This is a genomic window from Croceivirga sp. ABH4_376, from assembly GCF_056160685.1.
In genome coordinates this window covers 81,546-101,730 of the sequence record NZ_JBSWXQ010000004.1, presented here as the reverse complement: position 1 = coordinate 101,730, position 20,185 = coordinate 81,546, and the positions used below count along the sequence as shown (strand labels likewise).

The 20,185-nt window shown below is 36.6% G+C and carries 21 protein-coding genes; 17 read left to right on the top strand and 4 right to left on the bottom strand.

Annotation, left to right across the window (positions count from 1 at the left end):
* Positions 1 to 18 precede the first annotated feature (18 nt).
* The 10 genes from ACXAGS_RS10625 (at position 19) to ACXAGS_RS10580 (ending at position 9,517) form a co-directional block, all read left to right on the top strand.
* Complete coding sequence (locus tag ACXAGS_RS10625; RefSeq protein ID WP_474906633.1) at positions 19 to 492, top strand: DUF4920 domain-containing protein; 474 nt, start codon at positions 19 to 21, stop codon at positions 490 to 492.
* A gap of 1 nt (position 493) precedes the next feature.
* Positions 494 to 1,159 carry a tRNA (5-methylaminomethyl-2-thiouridine)(34)-methyltransferase MnmC2 gene (mnmC2, locus tag ACXAGS_RS10620; protein WP_474906632.1) on the top strand — a complete coding sequence of 222 codons (666 nt, stop codon included), beginning with the start codon at positions 494 to 496 and terminating at the stop codon, positions 1,157 to 1,159.
* A gap of 132 nt (positions 1,160 to 1,291) precedes the next feature.
* Complete coding sequence (locus ACXAGS_RS10615; RefSeq protein ID WP_474906631.1) at positions 1,292 to 2,251, top strand: TIGR01777 family oxidoreductase; 960 nt, start codon at positions 1,292 to 1,294, stop codon at positions 2,249 to 2,251.
* 134 nt (positions 2,252 to 2,385) lie between these two features.
* Positions 2,386 to 2,958, top strand: a complete 573-nt coding sequence (locus ACXAGS_RS10610; protein WP_474906630.1) for a nucleotide exchange factor GrpE — start codon at positions 2,386 to 2,388, stop codon at positions 2,956 to 2,958.
* Positions 2,959 to 2,967: 9 nt separating this feature from the next.
* Positions 2,968 to 4,080 carry a molecular chaperone DnaJ gene (gene dnaJ / locus ACXAGS_RS10605; RefSeq protein WP_474906628.1) on the top strand — a complete coding sequence of 371 codons (1,113 nt, stop codon included), beginning with the start codon at positions 2,968 to 2,970 and terminating at the stop codon, positions 4,078 to 4,080.
* A 202-nt stretch (positions 4,081 to 4,282) separates the two neighbouring features.
* A complete protein-coding gene (locus ACXAGS_RS10600) occupies positions 4,283 to 5,218 on the top strand; it encodes an ABC transporter ATP-binding protein (protein ID WP_474906627.1) in 936 nt (311 codons plus the stop codon).
* Positions 5,211 to 6,554: an ABC transporter permease gene (locus ACXAGS_RS10595; protein ID WP_474906626.1), complete on the top strand. Its 1,344-nt coding sequence runs from the start codon at positions 5,211 to 5,213 to the stop codon at positions 6,552 to 6,554. The genes ACXAGS_RS10600 and ACXAGS_RS10595 overlap by 8 nt, the downstream gene beginning before the upstream one ends.
* A complete protein-coding gene (locus ACXAGS_RS10590; RefSeq protein ID WP_474906625.1) occupies positions 6,502 to 7,458 on the top strand; it encodes a mechanosensitive ion channel family protein in 957 nt (318 codons plus the stop codon). Before ACXAGS_RS10595 ends, ACXAGS_RS10590 begins: the two co-directional genes overlap by 53 nt.
* Before the next feature lie 3 nt (positions 7,459 to 7,461).
* Positions 7,462 to 8,343 carry a DUF6268 family outer membrane beta-barrel protein gene (locus tag ACXAGS_RS10585; RefSeq protein ID WP_474906624.1) on the top strand — a complete coding sequence of 294 codons (882 nt, stop codon included), beginning with the start codon at positions 7,462 to 7,464 and terminating at the stop codon, positions 8,341 to 8,343.
* Positions 8,344 to 8,353: 10 nt separating this feature from the next.
* On the top strand, positions 8,354 to 9,517 hold the full coding sequence (locus ACXAGS_RS10580) for a sigma-54-dependent transcriptional regulator (protein WP_474906623.1): 1,164 nt from the start codon (positions 8,354 to 8,356) through the stop codon (positions 9,515 to 9,517).
* An 11-nt stretch (positions 9,518 to 9,528) separates the two neighbouring features.
* Here the strand turns inward: ACXAGS_RS10580 and ACXAGS_RS10575 are convergent, their stop codons facing one another.
* The gene (locus ACXAGS_RS10575) at positions 9,529 to 10,248 is read right to left on the bottom strand and encodes a hypothetical protein (protein WP_474906622.1); all 720 of its coding nucleotides are present in this window, start codon (positions 10,246 to 10,248) and stop codon (positions 9,529 to 9,531) included.
* A 156-nt stretch (positions 10,249 to 10,404) separates the two neighbouring features.
* Here ACXAGS_RS10575 and ACXAGS_RS10570 point away from each other — a divergent pair, with 156 nt between their 5' ends.
* From ACXAGS_RS10570 to ACXAGS_RS10560, 3 genes are all read left to right on the top strand, one after another.
* Positions 10,405 to 11,286, top strand: a complete 882-nt coding sequence (locus ACXAGS_RS10570; protein WP_474906621.1) for a PPK2 family polyphosphate kinase — start codon at positions 10,405 to 10,407, stop codon at positions 11,284 to 11,286.
* A complete protein-coding gene (locus tag ACXAGS_RS10565) occupies positions 11,286 to 12,686 on the top strand; it encodes a M20/M25/M40 family metallo-hydrolase (protein ID WP_474906619.1) in 1,401 nt (466 codons plus the stop codon). The genes ACXAGS_RS10570 and ACXAGS_RS10565 overlap by 1 nt, the downstream gene beginning before the upstream one ends.
* 91 nt (positions 12,687 to 12,777) lie before the next feature.
* Entirely contained in the window at positions 12,778 to 13,710 is a 933-nt protein-coding gene (locus ACXAGS_RS10560; RefSeq protein WP_474906618.1) for a peptidylprolyl isomerase, read from the top strand.
* 450 nt (positions 13,711 to 14,160) lie between these two features.
* Here ACXAGS_RS10560 and ACXAGS_RS10555 read toward each other — a convergent pair whose 3' ends face one another.
* Positions 14,161 to 14,814, bottom strand: coding sequence for a peroxiredoxin (locus ACXAGS_RS10555; RefSeq protein ID WP_474906617.1), 654 nt, complete (start codon positions 14,812 to 14,814; stop codon positions 14,161 to 14,163).
* A 69-nt stretch (positions 14,815 to 14,883) separates the two neighbouring features.
* On the opposite strand from ACXAGS_RS10555, the gene ACXAGS_RS10550 reads away from it, so the two are divergent.
* Entirely contained in the window at positions 14,884 to 15,453 is a 570-nt protein-coding gene (locus ACXAGS_RS10550) for a YfiT family bacillithiol transferase (protein ID WP_474906616.1), read from the top strand.
* Here the strand turns inward: ACXAGS_RS10550 and ACXAGS_RS10545 are convergent, their stop codons facing one another.
* Entirely contained in the window at positions 15,454 to 16,008 is a 555-nt protein-coding gene (locus tag ACXAGS_RS10545; RefSeq protein ID WP_474906615.1) for a thioredoxin family protein, read from the bottom strand.
* 64 nt (positions 16,009 to 16,072) lie between these two features.
* On the opposite strand from ACXAGS_RS10545, the gene ACXAGS_RS10540 reads away from it, so the two are divergent.
* From ACXAGS_RS10540 to ACXAGS_RS10530, 3 genes are read left to right on the top strand one after another with little or no spacing between them, the layout of a single operon-like run.
* Positions 16,073 to 16,381 carry a phosphoribosylpyrophosphate synthetase gene (locus tag ACXAGS_RS10540; protein ID WP_474906614.1) on the top strand — a complete coding sequence of 103 codons (309 nt, stop codon included), beginning with the start codon at positions 16,073 to 16,075 and terminating at the stop codon, positions 16,379 to 16,381.
* A gap of 60 nt (positions 16,382 to 16,441) precedes the next feature.
* Positions 16,442 to 17,365 carry a bile acid:sodium symporter family protein gene (locus ACXAGS_RS10535; protein ID WP_474906613.1) on the top strand — a complete coding sequence of 308 codons (924 nt, stop codon included), beginning with the start codon at positions 16,442 to 16,444 and terminating at the stop codon, positions 17,363 to 17,365.
* Positions 17,358 to 18,389 carry a lysophospholipid acyltransferase family protein gene (locus ACXAGS_RS10530; RefSeq protein ID WP_474906612.1) on the top strand — a complete coding sequence of 344 codons (1,032 nt, stop codon included), beginning with the start codon at positions 17,358 to 17,360 and terminating at the stop codon, positions 18,387 to 18,389. Before ACXAGS_RS10535 ends, ACXAGS_RS10530 begins: the two co-directional genes overlap by 8 nt.
* Here ACXAGS_RS10530 and ACXAGS_RS10525 read toward each other — a convergent pair.
* Positions 18,386 to 20,179, bottom strand: a complete 1,794-nt coding sequence (locus ACXAGS_RS10525) for a prolyl oligopeptidase family serine peptidase (protein WP_474906610.1) — start codon at positions 20,177 to 20,179, stop codon at positions 18,386 to 18,388. The two genes, ACXAGS_RS10530 and ACXAGS_RS10525, sit on opposite strands and share 4 nt — an antisense overlap.
* Positions 20,180 to 20,185: the final 6 nt, after the last annotated feature.

The following is a 20,185-nucleotide window of genomic DNA, read 5'->3' as shown; positions in this document are numbered from 1 at the left end:
CTATAAAATTGAATAATTATGAGAGTTTTTAACAGTATTAGCACACTTATTGTAATGTTTTTTGTGGTTGCAGGATTTTCGCAAAGAATAGATGGTGAGGCCAGATTCGGTTCATCATTTAAAGTAGAAGAAAATCTTGCACAAAAAAATAATGTCTACGCTACCTTAGGCGCAGGAAATACGACCCAAACCCAGCTTAAGGGTACAATAAAGGAGGTTTGCCAGGCAAAAGGTTGTTGGATGCGAGTAGATTTAAGCAATGGTGAAGAAGTCTTTGTCCGGTTTAAGGACTATGGTTTTTTTGTGCCAACAGATGTTGCGGGTAACCAGGTGGTTATGAAGGGCAAGGCATTTATAGAAGAAATGTCTGTAGAGGACCAAAAGCATTATGCAAAAGATAAAGGCTTAATGACTGCAGAAATAGCAAAAATCACAGCTCCTAAAAAAACACTACGTTTTGAAGCGGATGGTGTTTTAATTACAGAAAAATAGATTGAAAAGAAAAATTATTACTACCGCGGACGGTTCTGCTACCATTCATTTAGAAGATTGGAATGAACAATACCATTCTAAGCACGGTGCAATACAAGAAGCGGAGCATGTTTTTTTGAAACATGGATTGCACCAATTCGAAAAAAAATCTAAAGTAGCTATTTTAGAAATTGGTTTTGGAACTGGCCTAAATGCACTACTAACTTTTAGGGAAGCCATGCGTATGGGTTTTTCAATTGATTATACTGGTGTTGAGGCCTTTCCTGTAGCGAAAGAGGAAATAGCACAACTTAATTATGTGCAGCTGCTAAATCAACCAGAATTGGATGCGGTTTTTAAACAAATGCATTCAATAGACTGGGGAGCCCCAAGAAATATAGTTGCCCAATTCGGCTTAGAAAAGGTAAAAACCAATTTTCAGGAAATTGCGTACCAAGAGAGATTCAATTTGGTCTATTTTGATGCTTTTGGGGCAAGGGTGCAACCCGAATTGTGGACAGAAGAAATATTTCAAAAAATGTTCAATTCACTTAAGGCTAACGGAATTTTGGTAACCTATGCCGCAAAAGGTAGTGTTAGGCGTGCTATGCAAGCTGTTGGTTTTAAGGTAGAACGTTTGCCAGGGCCGCCAGGAAAACGCGAAATGCTTAGAGCTATTAAACCTTAAAATTTAAAAAATTCCGTTAATATTTTCTGCTTAAATTTCCCAATTATAGTTAAAAGTTCAACAGCTATGTTAAATAGGTTTTAACTTCCTGTAAACAGGATAATTAAGCTGTAATTTAGATAAAAAAATTACATGAAGGTTTTAATTACGGGAGCAACAGGATTGGTGGGGGAAGCAATTGTAAGCTTGCTACAAGAGAAAGAAATTCCTGTACATTATCTTACTACCAGCAAACAGAAAATTAGTTCTAAAGAGGGCTATGTCGGATTTTTTTGGAATCCCAAGAAGAACATTATAGACAAAAATGCCTTTGAAGGTGTTACGCACATAATTAATCTGGCTGGCACAACCATTTCTAAAAGGTGGACCCCCAGTAACAAAAAGAAAATCTTAAATAGTAGAATTGACAGCTTAAAAACGTTAAGGCAGGGTCTTGTGGCGTATGGCGCTGAACAAATCAAAGGGTTTGTCTCCGCTTCGGCTATTGGTATTTATCCTAGTTCGTTAACTTCTTTGTATAATGAAACCGAAAGGGAAGTAGATGATAGCTTTCTTGGCGATGTGGTAGTTGCTTGGGAACAAGAGATAGCCAGTTTTGAGCATTTTAATTTTAATGTCGCGGCCATCCGTATTGGTTTGGTTTTATCAGAAAATGGCGGTGCACTTCCGCAAATGGCCAAGCCGGTTAAAAATTATGTGGGCGCTCCAATAGGAACAGGAGAGCAATGGCAGTCTTGGATACACTTAGAAGATTTAGCTAGAATTTTTGTGTTCGCATTAAAAAATAATCTTAATGGTACTTTCAATGGTGTAGCGCCAAATCCGGTTACCAATTCAAAGTTAACCAGGCAACTAGCTAAAACATTGCAAAAACCATTATGGTTGCCCAATGTGCCCAAGTTTACCTTAAAATTGATTTTTGGCGAAATGGCATATCTGTTATTTGCAAGCCAAAGGGTAAGTAGTAAAAAAATTGAAGACGTTGGTTTCAATTTTAATTATACGAATATCTGTAGTGCACTGAGCAAAATTTATAATCCTGAGACAGATAAAATAGAGTCCTTAGGGGCTTATGAGAATACCTATTCTTAATAGAAAGGCATTAAACAAGAGATTTAAATCCGCTTTGGCGGATTTTTTTATGGCTTGCTGTGACATTTTGACATTTTTTAAGATAATGGCAGTACTTTTGCCAACTTAAAATGCATAAATAAATATTAGATACGATGAGCAAAAAAAGTAAGGTTAAAGAAATAGATGAAGAGCTAGATGCAAAAAAATCTGTTGATGAAACTGAGCTTGAGCAAGCTGAAAATATAGATAACGAAACAGAACAAGACGAAGAACTATCTGAAACGGATAAATTAAAAGAAGATTTAGCCAAGGAGAAGGATAAGTTTTTACGTCTTTTTGCTGAGTTCGAAAATTATAAAAAAAGAACCTCCAAAGAACGTATGGAGTTGTTCAAAACAGCAGGGCAAGAGATTATGGTTTCTTTGCTGCCGGTAATGGACGATTTTGACCGTGCCATTAAGGAAATTGCAAAAACAGAAGAAAAAGAACTTCTTAAAGGTGTAGAGTTAATACATGGTAAGTTCAGCGAAACCTTGAAGAACAAGGGTCTAGAAAAGGTAGAGGTAAAGGCAGGAGACGCGTTTGACGCAGAAGTGCACGAAGCGGTAACACAAATACCTGCCCCTGACGAAAGTATGAAGGGCAAGATTATAGATGTAATCGAGAAAGGATTTAAGTTGGGAGACCGCATCATTCGCCACCCAAAAGTGGTTGTAGGAAATTAATAAGCGATTATGAAAGAGGACTTTTACGATATATTAGGTGTTTCCAAAGGGGCAACTGCGGCTGAAATTAAAAAGGCCTACAGAAAGAAGGCAATAGAATTTCACCCAGATAAAAATCCCGGAGATGCCAAAGCAGAAGAAATGTTCAAGAAAGCTGCGGAGGCTTATGAGGTATTAGGAGACGCAGATAAACGTGCCAAATACGACCAATATGGCCATGCTGCTTTTGATGGCGGTGGCTTTGGTGGCGGAGGCATGAATATGGATGACATATTTAGCCAATTCGGCGATATTTTCGGTGGTGCCTTTGGGGGTGGTTTTGGTGGCTTTGGTGGCTTTGGTGGTGGCCAAAGACGTGTAAAAGGTAGTAACCTTAGAATACGGGTTAAGCTTACTCTAGACGAGATTGCAAATGGTGTAGAGAAAAAGATTAAGGTTAAGCGTAAAATGCAGGCCGCCGGGGTAACTTATAAAACCTGTACAACCTGTAATGGAACCGGGCAAGTAACCAAGATAACCAATACCATTTTAGGTAGAATGCAAACTGCTACCGCCTGTAGTACGTGTGGTGGAGCTGGGCAAATGATAGATAAAAAGCCGTCTGATGCGGATGCACAAGGCTTAAAGGTGCAAGAAGAAACAGTATCTATTAAAATACCGCCCGGAGTAGAAGAAGGCATGCAATTAAAGGTTTCTGGTAAGGGTAATGAGGCACCGGGTAATGGTATTCCTGGAGATTTATTGGTTGCCATAGAAACTGTAGAACATGATACCCTTAAGAGAGAAGGAGACAACTTACACTACGATCTTTATATAAGTTTTTCAGAAGCAGTCTTGGGATGTTCTAAAGAGATAGACGCAGTTGGTGGTAAAGTGCGTATTAAACTAGAACCTGGTATACAATCCGGTAAAATCTTAAGGTTAAGAGGCAAAGGAGTGCAGAGTATTAATGGTTATGGTAAAGGTGATTTATTGGTTCATGTTAATGTTTGGACCCCTAAAGAACTAAATCGTGAGCAGAAAGAGTTCTTTGAACGCATGCAGAACGATGATAATTTTGAGCCGAAACCAGAAAAGAGTGATAAATCTTTCTTTGAGAAAGTTAAAGATATGTTCTCCTAAACAAAAACACTTTTTGTTTAAGGAAAAACCGTATATTTGATTTTGATACTGTTAGCGCAGTATCTAATTTTCTTTTTCATAGCAATTTTTTTCCCATCCTTAATTTATTAAGGGTGGGTTTTGTTTTTATAGGAAAAAATAAAATACGGTAACAAATTAATTAGTACCCTTTCAAAATTTTATATTTGATAAAATTCTCTGAATGAATTCAATTCTTGTTGCAGAAAATATCTCCAAAAAATTTGGAGAACACACAGCACTTAGCAACGTATCCATTAATATACCTAAGAACAGCATTTACGGACTTCTAGGTCCTAATGGCGCAGGTAAAACCACATTAATACGTATTATCAATCAAATAACTTACCCAGACCATGGGCATGTATTGTTTGATGGTAAACCCCTTGCGCCAGAGCATATTGCTACCATTGGCTATTTGCCAGAGGAACGCGGACTCTATAAAAGTATGAAAGTTGGTGAACAGGCCTTGTATTTGGCGCAATTAAAGGGTTTGTCTAAGGCAGATGCTAAAAAGCGTTTGGAATATTGGTTTGAGCGTTTGGAAATTGGTAATTGGTGGAACAAAAAAATCCAAGAATTATCTAAGGGAATGGCGCAAAAAATCCAGTTTATCGTTACGGTTTTGCATCAACCAAAATTGTTGATTTTTGATGAGCCTTTTAGCGGATTTGACCCTATAAATGCAAATCGTATAAAAGATGAAATACTCGAGCTAAAAAAGCAAGGTACTTCTATTATTTTTTCTACTCATAGAATGGAATCGGTAGAAGAGCTATGCGAGTACATTGCCCTAATACATAAGTCTGAGAAAATATTGGATGGTAAATTAAAGGACATTAAAAAGGCCCATAAGAATAATGTTTTCCAAATAGGGGTAGCACCCAATAATACGGCCCTAGATTTGGGCAAGGTATTGCAAGAACAATTTATGGTTAAACAGGCCCAATTTAACACAGAAGATAAAAATTGGGAGCTTTCTATACAACTTCCAACTGCAGATACCGCCCAATTGCTTTCTAGTCTTACAACCTATGGTAATGTAAACCATTTTGAAGAAACTATTCCATCGGCTAATGATATTTTTATCCAAACCATAAATGCCAAAAGTAATGAGTAAGCTGGGATTAATTATCAAGCGAGAATATCTGGCAAAGGTTAGAAATAAGTCTTTTGTCATCATGACGTTTTTAAGCCCTATTTTGATGGTAGGGATGATTGTTTTGATTGCCTATCTAACCAAGGTTAACGATAGTGAAAGTAGGGTAATTGCTATTTTGAACCAAAGTGATTATTTTTCTAATGCATTTACGCCAACCGAATCTATTTCTTATGTAACCTTCAAAGATATTACCCTAGAAGAAGCAAAAGATTCCACGCAAAGTTTAGATTATTATGCCTTGTTGCATATTCCTAAAGAAGATAGTTTAGAAGAAACTGCAGAAAACAGCTTTCTATATGCTAAAGATAGCCCAAACAGTAACGTTTTAAACCGTTTAGAGGGTATTTTTGAACAGCGACTAAGACAGGGTAGGTTACAGGATTTGGGTATTTCTAAAGAACAATTTGCTACGGTTGATACAAAGTTTGAAATGCACGCAGGAACCTTTAAGGGAGAGGAAAACCTAAAAGGAATCAATGAGCTTAAAGCAATAATTGGCGGTGGTTTTGGGTATTTAATAATGATGTTCATTATAATTTATGGTGGTTTTGTAATGCGAAGCGTTATTGAGGAAAAAACATCTAGGATTATTGAAGTCATCATTTCTTCTGTTAAGCCCTTTCAGTTAATGTTGGGTAAGATAATAGGAACTTCTTTGGCAGGCATAACCCAATTTACCATATGGATTATTTCTGCAAGTATTCTATTATTTGTAGCACTTTTGTTATTAGATATAGATATGGCTACTTTAACCCAAGGTCAGCAATTAGGACCTGGAGCTATGGCGGGCATGGGCGATTTTGCCGATGCTAAAAACCAAAAAATGCTCTTATATGCAGCTGAGTTCTTTAAGATACCTTGGCTATTAATAGTGGGTTCTTTTTTAATCTACTTTGTATTGGGTTATCTTATTTACAGTTCTATATACGCTGCTATTGGTGCTGCCGTAGATAACGAAACAGATACACAGCAATTTATATTCCCAATTATTTTACCACTGATGTTGGCCATATATGTTGGCTTTTTCTCTGTTTTTAGTAACCCACATGGGCCAATTGCTGTTGGGTTTTCTCTCTTTCCGCTTACTAGCCCAATTGTAATGCTAATGAGAATACCTGGTGGTTTAGGCGAAGGTGGTGTGCCAATTTGGCAATTTGTAACCAGTATTTTATTGCTAATCTTAACCTTTTTGGCAATAGTTTGGTTAGCGGCCAAAATTTATAGGGTTGGTATTTTAATGTATGGTAAAAAACCTACTTACAAAGAACTATTTAAGTGGCTTAAATACAAATAAGATGCAAGGGGCAGAGCCAGTAAAGGAAATATTGGAGAAAGATGTTTGGGGTAGCATAAAAGAGTTTATGAACCTGGGTTTTCATATACCTACAGGAGAAGGTACTATACATCTTACCATTTGGTTATTATTGGTTTTAATTCTTGCCTTTGTAGTTACCAGCTATTTCTTAAAGTTTTTAAGAAAGTTGCTTACCCGTAAAATGGATGGCGAGGATACGCTAAAGTTTATTAGCATATTTAAGTTTATTAAGTACTTTGTTTATCTGGTTGTTATTTTATTAACCATGAGCGCGGCGGGTATTAACGTTACGGTTATTTTAACAGCCTCTGCCGCACTTTTTGTTGGTTTGGGTCTGGCTTTACAAGAGCTTTTTCAAGATATTATAGGTGGTATTTTTATAATTGTAGACAAGTCCTTAAATGTGGGTGATATTATAGAGGTTAATGGTAAGGTGGGTAAAGTATTTGAAATTAAGCTACGTACCACAAGGGCAATAACCAGAGATGATAAAATCATTATAATTCCCAATCACAAATTTATTAGTGATATAATTTATAATTATACACAAAACCACAAACTAACAAGGGAAAAGATAATTGTTGGTGTGGCATATGGTAGCAATGTGCAATTGGTGACGAATTTGTTATTAGAGGCGGTAGACAAACAAAAGAACGTAAGAAAGAACCCAAAACCCTTTGTTACATTTGATGACTTTGGGGATTCCGCTCTTCTATTTTCAGTACACTTTTTTATTAACGATAGTTTTGGAGACCCAAGGATTAAAAGTGATATAAGGTACACCATTGATGCTAAATTTAGGGAAAATAACGTATCTATACCTTTTCCCCAAAGAGATATACACATTATTGGGCATACCAGTACCAAGGAACCTAATACATAGGTAATGGCAAAATCAAAAGGTCAGTTCAACATATTCTTGTTGCTTTTTTTTGTGGGTATTATGTGTAGGGCACAAAGCTCTGATTTAATGCGATTAGAATATTTGCGAATACCGGAAAACAATACTGGCGTATATACCGAACGTTATAAGTTTGCAATAAACTTGCCTTTGAAACTCTCCAAAGAAGACTATTTTGTGGTTGGTAGTGAGTATAATCAATTCAATATAAATTTTTCAAAGGATTTTGGTTTTGATACAGCGCAACTTCAAAAATTACATATTATAGATTTAAACCTTGGGTATATTACAAAATGGAACGATAACTGGCGTTTAATTGGTATACTTACGCCTAGGTTGGCATCTAATCTTACACAAGGAACAACAATAGACGATTATTTTTTTAATGCCACGGCTACCTTCTTAAAAGACAATCCAAAAGCGGACAAACCGTTTAGAATTGTTTTGGGTCTTTCTTATAATAGTACCACCGGTCTACCAATACCACTACCTGTGGTGAGTTACTACAAACGTTTTCATCCCAATTGGTCCTATACATTGGGCATACCTAAATCCAATTTTAAATATCACCCATCTGAGGACCACATATTACAACTGGCACTATTATTGGATGGTTATTTTGTAAATATTCAAAACCCTATTGCTATGCCAGAAGGTGTAGATGCTACTAGAATATCATTATCGGCAGTAGTTGCAACCTTGGGGTATCAATATAAACTAAGTAATATAACGTCCTTTTATGCCTATTTTGGTAAATCTGTTCATCAAGAAGGAAAGTTAAGGGACAACAAAAGGAATGACGTATTTTTATTGAACGGCGAATCCAACTTTTTTATAAGAGCTGGATTTAAAGTTTCCATTTTTTAAAATTAAACACATGTCTAAAATATTAGTAATAGAAGACGAAGCAGCCATTAGAAGGGTCTTGGTTAAAATCTTATCAGAAGAGAGTGATGCCTACCAGGTTTCTGAAGCAGAAGATGGTTTAAAGGGGATTGAAACGCTTAAAAAAGAGGATTTTGACCTTGTTCTATGCGATATTAAGATGCCAAAAATGGATGGCGTAGAGGTGTTGGAAAACGCGAAAAAAATTAAACCCGAGATACCGTTTGTAATGATTTCTGGTCATGGCGATTTGGATACTGCGGTGAATACCATGCGTTTAGGTGCTTTTGATTATATTTCTAAACCACCAGATTTAAATAGATTATTAACTACGGTTAGAAATGCCTTGGATAAAAAGGAATTGGTTGTAGAGAATAAAAAGCTTAAGAAAAAGGTTAGCAAAAATTACGAAATGGTAGGCAGTAGCCCGGCTATTGAAACCATTAAAGAAATGATAGAGAAGGTAGCACCAACAGATGCCCGGGTCTTGATTACTGGTTCTAATGGAACGGGAAAAGAATTGGTAGCCCATTGGTTGCATCAAAAAAGCCCAAGGTCTTCCGCACCTTTTATAGAAGTAAATTGCGCTGCAATACCGTCTGAGTTAATTGAAAGTGAATTGTTTGGGCATGTAAAAGGGGCGTTCACATCTGCTGTAAAAGATAGGGCAGGTAAATTTGAAGCTGCTAATAATGGTACTATATTTTTAGACGAAATTGGCGATATGAGTCTTTCTGCCCAAGCAAAGGTCCTTAGGGCGTTGCAAGAAAATAAGATATCTAGGGTTGGTAGCGATAAGGATATTAAAGTAGATGTTAGGGTTTTTGCGGCTACTAATAAAGATTTAAAGCAAGAAATTGCAGATGGTAAGTTTAGGGAAGATTTATACCACCGTTTGGCTGTTATATTAATTAAAGTTCCTGCTTTAAATGATAGGCGAGAAGACATACCTATGCTTATAAAGCATTTTTCACAAAAAATTGCCAAGGAACAAGGTAGTGCGGCAAAAGTCTTTTCCCAAGACGCTATAAAATTATTACAAGGCTATGATTGGACCGGCAATATTAGAGAACTACGTAATGTTGTAGAAAGACTAATAATTTTAGGTGGAGCAGAAGTTAGTGAAGACGACGTAAAATTATTTGCTAGTAAGTAAAGTAGGGCAACTTACCCTTTGTTTTCACAACCAGCTAGTTCTTTAATGGCATTATTACTAATTTCCAATACCCTTTGGTGGTAATATTTTTTAGCATCAGATAAACCGGGGTCATCCAAGGCAACATTCGTACGGTTTACCGTGGCTTGTATAAATTGTTGGGCTTTTTCACAATCTACAAGTACAATAACGTCTTTTAAAGATTTTTCGAATTTAGATAGGCTTTTTTCAATTACCGAGTCCATTTGCGTTTTGGAGTCAATAGCTATGCCACCTTGTAACTCTATGGCTTCCTTCGTATTCATCACCAAGAACTCATCTCCGTAGGCACTTAAGTGTTCTTTGGTGTACTCTGAAAGATTGGTTTTGGTTAAGTCTAAGTTTTTAGATGCAATTTTAAGAAATAGTCTAGCATCTTCAAGGTCAGCACTTTTGGTAACACTTCTTAGGTTTTTTTCTACCTGGTTTATAGTGCTCATAGCTGTTTCACATCCGCAGTCTCCAAAATTGGTTTTACTATTAAAGGTAGCTTTAAGAGCTCTAAAGGAGTGAAATTTCACCAAATCTAAAGAAGGAGCGTTTAACGCTTCTTGCGTTCGCTCTGCAATGAAAGTGGTATTCTTTTTAGCGAATTCACAAGCATTATAATTAGTAGAAGATACTAATAGGGGTAAGCTTATGATTCCTAGAAAACCAGCTACTTTAAGAAATAGCTTCCTATAGGATTTCATTTTTAATAAGATTTGGTGCTTGCAATATACGTGCTATGGTATAGTAAATAAGATAACATCGGTATAAAACCTTTTTTGTCTTTAAAAAGCAGAAAATTCTAAACCAATTTAGTCAACTATTGCTGCTTTTATTGTTGTTATTGTATCTTGGTGTTTATGGATACAATAGATATTACGTCATACAAGGTTGTTAAACCGGTAGCTTTAAATTCGGTCCCCACCAAGGATAATTTCAATAGCAGTAAAAAAGTATTGGAAAAGCAATTAAAGGTTACTAGTAAAGAACTGGCAGAGTTTCAAGATAAACTTTATGCCCATGGCAAATATGGGGTTTTAGTATGTTTGCAAGGAATGGATACCGCAGGTAAAGACAGTTTAATTCGTGAAGTTTTTAAAGAATTGAACGCCCGCGGCGTTGTAGTGCATAGTTTTAAAGTACCCACCAAATTAGAACTAAGGCATGATTATTTGTGGCGCCACTATATAGCGCTTCCAGAACGGGGCAAGTTCAGTGTTTTTAATAGAACACATTATGAGAATGTACTTGTTACCAAGGTACACCCAGAATATATTTTAGGTGAGAATTTACCAGATATTAACTCGGTAGAAGATGTGGATGAGGCTTTTTGGGAAAAACGTTACAGGCAAATAAATAATTTTGAAAAGCACATTACCGAAAACGGTACGTTGGTTTTTAAATTTTTCTTACACCTTTCCAAAGAAGAACAACGTAAGCGCCTACTAAGAAGGTTAAACTTACCACAAAAAAATTGGAAGTTTTCTCCAGGAGATTTAGAAGAAAGAGAACTATGGGATGCCTATCAAAATTGCTACGAAACAGCAATTAATAAAACATCCAAGGCGCATGCGCCTTGGTATATTGTTCCTGCAGACAATAAAAAATCGGCTAGGTTAATCGTAGCTTCCATTCTATTGCAAACGTTAAAAAAGTACAAAGATGTTAAAGAACCAGAATTAGACCCCAAAATAAAAAGTAACTTGAAAAGCTATAAAGAACAATTAGAAAAAGAAGCTTAATGAGAAAACTAACCTTTTTACTCTTATTTACCTTAATGATTACCGTGGTTAAGGCCCAAACCGAAGATGAAAAACAATTACGAGCAATTTATGACATGGCCCTGACCAAGGGAAAAGCGTACGATTGGTTAAACTACTTATCCAACCAAATAGGCGGTAGATTGTCTGGTTCCGTGCAAGCGCAACATGCCGTTGAGTATACCAAAGCACAAATGGATTCTTTAGGTCTAGACCGGGTATGGCTACAACCGGTCATGGTACCCAAGTGGGTTAGGGGAACGGCAGAGTTTGCCTATTTTGAAACTAGTCCAGGATTAACCACCAATGTACCGGTTTGTGCACTAGGCGGTTCTGTTGCTACTCCAGATGGCGGGTTAAAGGCAGAACTTATAGAAGTACAAGGCTTAGAAGAATTAAAAGAATTAGGCGAGGAAAAAATAAAGGGTAAGATTGTTTTTTATAATCGTCCTATGGACCCAAAACAAATTTCTACTTTCAATGCCTACGGGGGCTGCGTAGACCAACGTTATAGTGGTGCGGCAGAGGCAGGTAAATATGGTGCGGTAGGGGTTATTGTGCGTTCTATGAATTTACGATTGGATGATTACCCACATACCGGTTCTATGAGTTACGGAGATACTCCAGTAGAAAATAGAGTGCCCGCAGCTGCCATTAGTACCAAGGGAGCAGAATTATTGAGTGCTACGTTAAAATTGAATCCGGCTATTAAATTCTACTTTAACCAAACTTGTAAGGTTTACCCAGATGTACAATCGTATAACGTTATTGGTGAAATTAAAGGTTCTGAATACCCAAATGAAATAATGGTAGTTGGTGGCCACTTAGATTCTTGGGATTTAGGAGATGGTAGTCATGATGATGGTGCTGGTGTAGTACAAAGTATGGATGTTTTAAGATTGATAAAAGCTAGTGGTTATAAACCCAAAAGAACCATTAGGGCGGTTTTGTTCATGAACGAAGAAAACGGACTAAGAGGAGGAAATAAGTATGCAGAGGTGGCTAAACAAAAAGGCGAAAATCATGTTTTTGCTTTAGAAAGTGATGCCGGAGGGTTTACGCCTAGAGGTTTTTCTTTTGATACGGACGATGCCAACTTTGAACAGATACAAAGTTGGGAAAAATTATTTAAGCCCTACCTTATTCATCTTTTTGAGAAAGGTGGAAGTGGTGCAGATATAGGCCCATTAAAGGAAGATGCAATTGTTTTGGCTGGCTTGCGCCCAGATAGTCAACGGTATTTTGACCATCACCACGCAGAGAACGATACTTTTGAGCATGTAAATAAAAGAGAGTTAGAGTTAGGTGCCGCAACCATGACGTCATTAATTTATCTAATGGATAAATATGGGCCAATAAAACCCAAAAAGATAAAGGGTTAGCATTCAAGACATCTATAGGTAGCCAACTGTTGCACAAATAGGGTAAACACTTAAAAAGTCTTACTTTTGTGCCTTAATTTAAAATGAAAAAATGCAAGACGGAATTTACGCTAAATTCAATACTTCAAAAGGAGAGATTTTAGTAAAACTTACGCACGATAAAACACCTGGTACGGTAGGGAACTTTGTGGCTTTGGCAGAGGGAAATATGGAGAATGACGCCAAACCACAAGGAACGCCATATTATGATGGATTAAAATTTCATAGGGTAATACCAGATTTTATGATTCAAGGGGGGTGTCCTCAAGGTACTGGAACAGGTAGCCCCGGTTATCAATTTGATGATGAATTTCATGACGATTTAAAACATGGTGCACCTGGTGTGCTTTCTATGGCCAATGCTGGTCCTGGTACAAATGGGTCTCAATTTTTTATAACACACGTTCCTACGCCGTGGCTAGATGGTAAGCATACCGTTTTTGGGCATGTAGAAAGTGGACAAGAAGTTGTTGATGCTATTGCACAGGGCGATGCTATAGAAAGTCTTGAAATTGTAAGGGTTGGTGCTGAAGCGGAGAAGTGGAACGCAATTGAAGCCTTTAGAACGTTTGAAGGGGCTAGAGAAAAACGTATAGCGGAACAAAAGGCTAAAGCAGAGGCTCAAATGGAAAAATTAGCTGCTGGTTTTGAAAAAACAGATTCTGGGTTGCGTTACAAGATAATCCAAAAAGGTAGTGGGGCGCAGGCAGAAAAGGGTAAAACCGTATCTGTACATTATGAGGGTAGCCTAGATAACGGTCAAGTATTTGACTCTTCTTACAAGCGTAATCAACCTATAGATTTCCAATTGGGAGTTGGTCAGGTAATATCTGGTTGGGACGAGGGTATTGCCTTATTAAAAGTAGGAGATAAAGCTCGTTTTGTAATACCGTCTAACTTGGCATACGGTAGCAGGGGAGCAGGTGGTGTAATTCCACCAGATGCTACTTTGATATTTGATGTAGAATTGATGAACGTTAAATAGACGTTCTTATTTGCAATAAATTTAAATCCTCTTGTGTAAGCAAGGGGATTTTTTTATTTAGCCTTATTTACACTAAAAAAGATTAGGCATGCATTTAGAGCTAAAAGCATTAGCAAAATTGAAAAAAATGTAGTCATGGTTAAAGTGTTTACTATTTCTGTTGTTTTCTTACAACAATTAACAAACGGTAATCCCTACCCAGAAATTGTTAAAACTTATTCTTTATTTCTATTTACGCTCACGGCAACAAGTAAAAGGTTGACGATTAGTAAGATAGATAGTACGCTAAAAAATGTGGTCATTGTTAAGTGTTTATCGGTTTAGGTATATTACCTAGATAAACAAAGAAGTAAAGGTTGCGTATAAAATCGAATAAAATGTAAGAATTTTATTATAAACAAAAAAAGCCCTCAATTTTTGAGGACTTTTCATTTTTTTAAGAAAAAATAGCTATACTTGAGTTGCAGCGAATGGGTCTGCCGTAAATCTTAAATAAGGTTTTACTTCTTCTACACCGCCTTCTTTAAATAATTCTTTAGCCTCTTCTGTTGGTATAGAAGGGCTTACCACTACTTTTTCCCCATTTTTCCAGTTGGCGGGGGTTGCTACCTTATGGTAGGCAGTAAGTTGTAAGGAATCTAACACCCTTAAAAGCTCATAAAAGTTTCTACCGGTAGAAGCCGGATAAGTTAGGATCAACTTAATAGATTTATCAGGGGCAATAATAAAAACGGAACGTACCGTAAAGGTGCTATCTTCATTTGGATGAATCATATCATACAAATTAGAAACGGTTCTATCCTCATCACCTATAATTGGAAAATTTATGGTGGTGTTCTGTGTTTCATTAATGTCTTTGATCCAATTATGATGAGATTCAACATCGTCTACGCTTAATGCCATCATCTTGGTATTTCGCTTATCAAACTCATCTTTAAACTTAGCGGCCGTACCTAGCTCAGTGGTACAAACCGGGGTGAAATCTGAAGGGTGAGAGAATAAAATTCCCCATCCATCTCCTAGATAATCATAAAAGTTTAATCTTCCTTGTGTTGTATCTACGGTGAAATCTGGTGCTTTATCACCTAATCTTAACGTTGCCATATTATTTATGTGTTTATTATCCTATAAATTTACTAGATTAAGCTGTCTAATAGAATTAGAAAGGGTTAAATGTCTATTAAAGTTTTACCTTTAAATATGGAGAATAAAGAATTAGAAAAATTACGTTATCCTATTGGGTATTATCAGATTCCGGATACGATTACAGATGCCCAAATTAACCTATGGATAAATGAGTTAGATGAATATCCAAACAAATTGCAAGACTTGGTCAAAAATCTGAATGAAACGCAATTAGATACTGCCTATAGACCAAATGGCTGGACGGTTAGACAGGTAATTCATCATGTATCTGACAGTCACCATAATTCATATTTGCGTTTTAAATGGGCGCTTACGGAAGACAAACCGCTAATCAAGGCATACGATGAACAAGCTTGGGCAGAATTGTTTGATACAAAGTCCGCACCAATAGAACTTTCTTTACAACATTTAGCAGCTGTACATGCCAAATTGGTTTATCTGTTAAGGGGGCTAGATAAATTGTTGTTAGATAGGGAATTTATACATCCAGAAGGTAACGTAGTTACCAATTTAAAAGAAAATGTTGGTCGTTACGTACACCATGGAAACCATCATTATTTTCATATTAAAAATCTAATGGCGCGCAACAATTGGTAATTATTTCCATTTAATATTGCAACCCAAGCTAGGCTTTTGAACTTTATCGAGTGGTTTATTTATAAGTAAGGCATCCATTGCTTCTATAAGGTCTTTACCTGTCAGGGGTTTGCCATTTTGAGGTCTAGAATCGTCTAGCTGCCCTCGATAAAATAATTTTAGGTCGCTATCAAAAAGGTAAAAATCTGGCGTACAGGCTGCATCATAGGCTTTAGCTACTTCTTGAGTTTCATCATATAAATAAGGAAACGGATATTTTTCTTTTAGCGCAACCTGTTTCATAAGGTCGGGTGCATCTTGCGGATAGTTTTCAACGTCATTACTAGATATGGCTATAAAGGCAATTTCTTTTTCTTGATAGGTGTTGGCCAGTTTTACCAACATAGGATTTACATGTATAACAAATGGGCAGTGATTGCAGATAAACATGATTACTGTGCCTTTAGCTCCTTTGTGTTCGGTTAATGCAATTGTTCTGTTAGATATAGTGTCTACCAGACTAAATTTTGGCGCTGTAGTGCCCAAAGGGAGCATATTACTTGGTGTTCTAGCCATTTAAGATAGTTTTAATGATATTCAAATATAATTTGCTTAGCTTCTATGAAGCAAAAAATAAACTATGGAAAAGTCATATACTTCACTATCTATTGCAATTAGCGACTTGCAGCATGAAGGCTTTACAGAAGATTTTAATCTGTGTGATGCCGGAATAGAAAATAAAAATAGAAAAACCATACACCCTGCAGAAACCTTAGATGTGATAAAGTTTTATCGCTTTGAAGGCAAAACCAATCCTGCAGATAATACGGTGCTTTATGTAATTGAAACCAATACTGGAGAAAAGGGTTTGTTGGTAGATGCCTATGGTGCCTATTCTGGCAATATTTCATTAGAAATGGTGCGTAAACTTAAAATTGAATATCCGTAATATCCCTATCAATTTATTTAAAAATACTATCTTCCAAGACTAAGTTAAACTGTATTTTTTTTGGAAGAAATTCTGGATACCGTTAAGGTTAATTTTGATGAGCAAGCACTATGGATACTTAACATTGCCCTAGCCTTTGTTATGTTTGGCGTTGCCTTAGAAATAAAATCGTCAGATTTTAAACGGATTTTTTTAAATCCAAAACTGCTTTTAACGGGTGTGCTAAGCCAGTTTTTGGTATTACCCTTACTAACCTTTTTGTTGGTTTGGATATTACAACCCATACCCAGCGTTGCATTAGGTATGATTATGGTAGCCGCTTGTCCTGGTGGCAATATTTCCAATTTTATAACTCACTTAGCTAAAGGCAATGCAGCCCTGTCTGTTTCACTTACCGCTTTTGCTACGTTATTGGCTATATTTTTTACCCCGTTGAACCTTCAATTTTGGGGTGGCCTTTACAAGCCTACTCAATTAATTTTGCAAAATGTAGCCATTGAACCTTGGCAAATGGTAAAGCTGGTAGCTTTATTATTGGCAGTACCCTTGATTTTAGGGATGTTGTGCAATACCTATTTTCCTATTCTAGCTAAAAAGCTTGGTAAGTTTTTTAAAATAGCCTCATTGTTGTTTTTTATAGTGTTGATTGGTCTTGCTCTAGGCAAGAACAAATCCATATTTATACAATACGTTCCTTATGTTTTTTGGTTGGTATTGTTGCATAATTGCATTGCCCTATTGACCGGTTTTTCATTATCCAAATTAATGGGGCTTAATACGGAAGATACCAAAAGCATTACCATAGAAACCGGAATACAAAATTCTGGTTTGGGATTGCTTTTGATTTTCACTTTTTTTGAAGGCCTAGGAGGCATGGCACTAATTGCCGCCTTTTGGGGTATTTGGCATTTGGTTTCTGGTCTAATTTTAGGTGCGGTTTGGAGTAAAATGGATACGACTAAAAAAAAAGTTTTAAATGGATAAAGTATTGTACTATGCAATTAAGTATTGGATAAAAATTGGCTTACATACCTATTACAAGCAGATAGCGGTAGAGGGGTTGCAACACATCCCTAAAGATAAGCCCCTTCTTTTTTTAAGTAATCACCAAAATGCATTGTTAGATATTTTAATTATAGCTACCCACTGCAGTAGAAAACCTTGGTATTTAACCCGTTCGGATGTTTTTAAAGGAAAAATGCTCAAGGCGTTTTTTCAATTTCTACAGATGTTACCTATTTATAGAATTAGGGATGGTAAAGCAGCTTTAGCTAAAAATGCAGCCATTTTTGACTATTGTGGTCAACTTCTCAATAAAAATGAAGCCATTCTTTTATTTCCAGAAGCAAACCACAATCTGAAACGTAGGGTGAGACCGTTGAGCAAGGGCTTTACCAGACTCATACAAAGTGCATTTGAAGTAAATAAAAAACTGGATATTTACCTACAACCCGTAGGTCAAAATTACAAGAATGCTACCGAGTTTGGGGATAGTTGTAAAATAATCTATGGCGAGCCTATAGCTGTTACGTTAGAAGATGTAAAGGATAAATCTAACATTGAATTAGTAAAGGACAAGGTGAGTACCGCACTTAAAAACCTTACGGTACATGTGCCCGAAGAAGCCAGTTACGAGTTAATTTTAAATCATTTAAATACTGAAAAGGTAGATTACCTTTCGCCCGCTTTGGTAAATAAACGAATACGGCAAGGGTTTATTGGTACGCCTGAACAAGTTGTACGGAACAAAAAAAACAAGGTTATGAAGCTACTGCTGGTAGCTTTAAATTTACCGGTTTACCTATTGTGGAAATTTGTTGTGAAGCCAAAAGCTCCTGAACCAGAATTTATAGACACCTTTAGATTTATGTTTGCTCTTTTGGCATACACTTTAGGGTATCTTATCCTTTTTTGTGCCCTTATTTGGTTTTACCCACCCCTATCTATTCTAATGGCTCTTTTAAGTCATTATTTCCTAAATTTCGTGCTAATCAAATTAATGCCTTAGTCTTGCAAAAGATAGTTCAAAGTGGTGAAAAAATCTTCAGAAACGCTAAAAACGGTGCCATGTTTTAATCCTTCAGGAAAACGTGCCTGATCGGAAATGTCTGTCCAGTTTTCTAGGTCATTAGAACTAACCGCACCATATTTATGATTTATATATTTATCAAAATAGACATACCAGGTGTCTTTGATTTTTATCGCACTTGGCCCTTCTGCCCAGTAATCTCCTGTGATAGGTTTGCTAGCTTTGGAGTATGGCCCAGTTGCATTTTCTGAAAATGCAATTCTCAGGTTCTTTTGTGGTGGTTCCCTGGTTTCGTCTTTTAAGAACATAACATAACCGCTAGGTGTTTTTTGCAGTGTGGCATCTATTACGTTAAAACCTGGTTCATAAAATAATTGCGTTGGACTAAATGTTTTAAAGTCTTTTGTGGTGGTATAATACATTCTGTGATTGTATCCATTATCCATTTTAGACTGGGTTTCCGGAAATTTACCTGGTATTGTAGATGCCCAGTAAAGTATAAATTGTTTTTCTTTTTCATCATAAGTAATTTCTGGTGCCCAGGTATTTCTAGTACCTTTAAATTTCTCCATTACCGGAATAAATTGCTGCTGGCTCCAATTTACTAGGTCCCTACTACTAGCATAACCAATACCCTTGTCGGTCCAACTTACGGTCCATACCATATGAAAAAGTCCTTCCGGACCTTTTATAATGCAGGGGTCTCGCATTAAACTATCTTTACCAACAATTGGTTTTAATAAAGACTGGTCTTTATGCAAACTTTTCCATTCTAAACCATCTTTACTATAGGCCAAATGCAACCCGTCTTCCCCGTTGTCCTTAAAATAAGAAAACAGATAAACCTCTTTTTGGGGTAAGAAATTATTTTGTTGCAACCATTTTTCGCAAGCTTTTGGCCACTGATTATGTGTACCTGTAGTCCCCAAGCCAAAACCGTGACCGCCATCTTGATAAATTAATAATTCTGCTGGTACGTTGGCTTTTCTAAGCGCATTGTAATAGTGTATACTATTCTCTACCGGAACAGCTTTGTCATTGGTTGCATGTACTAACAAAGTTGGTGGCGTATTTTTGGTTACTTGTAGTTCACTCGAAAAATTTTCTACTACGCTTTCTGTCGGATTTTCTCCTAGCAGAGCATTCTTTGAGCCCTTATGGGTAAAGTTGTCTTTAAGGGTAATTACCGGGTAGATTAATATGCTAAAATCTGGCTTAGCACTTACATTATAAGAACTAGTATAGATTTGCTTATCAAATTGAGTGCTTAAGGTTGAGGCGAGATGTCCGCCAGCAGAAAAACCTAAAACACCAATCTTTTGCGCATCAATTTTATAATTTGTGGCATTTGCACGTAAGTAACGGATAGCTTCTTGGGCATCTTGCAGTGGTCCAATGGTTTTGTTGTCCATAGCCACATCTGCAGGCATTCTATACTTTAATACAATGGCAGTTATACCTAAGGTATTTAACCATTTAGCAACCTTAAATCCTTCTTTGTTAATAGCTAAGTGGGTATACCCGCCACCTGGTAAAATAAGTATAGATGTTCCATTTTTTAGGTGCTCTTCGGGTTCAAAAACAGTAATTTCAGGCACGGATACTTTACTTACTCCCTTAATAATACCTTGTGCATCATATTGGGTTTCTTCCTTATAACTCTTTGTTGGTATAGCGTTAGGAGCTCCTTTTGGCCAGAGTTTAAGCGTTTTTTGTGCTTGTACACTAATAGACAGGCAAAAGAAAAGTAATAATAATGGTTTGGTCATTGGTTT